Here is a 1,358-nt window from a genome sequence, read left to right as displayed (position 1 = left end):
CCGTGTGTGTGTGGGTGCGTTAGTGTGCTGTTTGCTGTGAGATGGGGCGGCGACAACGGGTTCTGTCGCAGCGGCTGTCGTCTGCATGGTCATATGTCTCTACGCGACACCCCGCAGAGCGCTTGCTCTCGCAAGCCCCTAGACCGTATCGCTCTTGCGAGCAGCGGTAACAGATTGTCAATCATTCACGCGGGGACTTGGTTACACGAGCGACATTGCAGTAACGAATGCCACTATCGCCGGACTACCACGCATCAAAGAAGCGTGCGCCCGCGGAGGGGTGAGTGTCGTACAGCTGGATCAGGCGATCCTCGAGCGCATGGCGCTTTTCGCTCAGTACACTCCAACGTTCGATGATTGCCAGCGCACCATGGACATGGCCTATCTCGTGTTTGCGCACCTCGAGGCAGCCGGGGACTCGTTTAGCTCGCTGGAAAAGGCCACCGTCAGGATCGGCAGTCTGTTTTCCGACATCGGCAAGACGGGACCCGGCCGCGCCAATACGGACCAGCAGCGCCTCGTCGCCGCGATGTTCTCGGTCGAGCGCGTGCCGGACGATACAATCACGGTGCTCGAGTTCTTTCGGCTTTACTTCCCTGCTGACGCTCCGGAACGCTGCCGACGCTTCGCCCCGCTCGACCTCGATCCGTCCATGCCTATCCGCCAGTTTTGGAACCTCCACAGCGCCTGGACACTGGATTTCATGCAAACGGTTGCCGTTCCTCCGGGGGCGGTGGCGGCTGCGGCCACCCATCACTTGTTGGAAAATGTGAACCCCGACTCAATCGTTGCTGCCGATGGGACGTTTACGCGACGTTTCGGCAGCAATAGTGCGTTCGATAGACCCGAGAAGCTCGTCATCGTTCTCGACAAGTACGACGCTGTGCGTCGCCGAGGGCTTCGCGACCACGCCTCTGCCATTAGCTGGCTCAAAGCGCTCGTGTTCGACAACGAACGCTTCCGCGCAGATGCTCAGTTCAACGCCATGATTGATGCGGTAGACGCGGCGTTGAGCGACAAGCACACGATATTCTACTGAACTGTCCCGGACGGCTCGTGCTAGCACATGCCGATGGCGTCGGACGAAAAGCCCCAGGGTGGAGAGCGCGCTGAGACTGACCGCAGTCTGACCGACGAGCGACGCAAGACGGACGAGGAGCTTGCCAAGCGCCGCTTGCGGGATGAGGCCGAAGCCGATGCGGTGGTGGCTACGGCCAGGCGTCACGCTGACGACGTATTGGAGCTGACGCGTGTCGAAGCCGACCGCAAGCTGCAGGAAACCCGCGTCAATGAAGAGCAAGGTGAGGTTCTCAAAACGGAGCGGCAGGGCGAAGACGCGGCCGTTGGATACGAGGCAG

At 60.8% G+C, this 1,358-nt stretch carries 2 protein-coding genes; both read left to right on the top strand.

Annotated elements, in window-relative coordinates:
- Nucleotides 1-280 precede the first annotated feature (280 nt).
- A complete protein-coding gene (locus tag BHE97_RS19535; RefSeq protein WP_087625668.1) occupies nt 281-1,039 on the top strand; it encodes a hypothetical protein in 759 nt (252 codons plus the stop codon).
- A 33-nt stretch (nt 1,040-1,072) separates the two neighbouring features.
- Nucleotides 1,073-1,358: hypothetical protein (locus tag BHE97_RS19530; RefSeq protein WP_140400284.1), on the top strand; the 286-nt coding region annotated here is incomplete at its 3' end.

Origin of the sequence: Aeromicrobium sp. PE09-221 (assembly GCF_002174305.1) — a bacterium.
Taxonomy (GTDB): domain Bacteria; phylum Actinomycetota; class Actinomycetes; order Propionibacteriales; family Nocardioidaceae; genus Aeromicrobium.
This window is presented reverse-complemented; position numbering and strand designations above follow the sequence as displayed.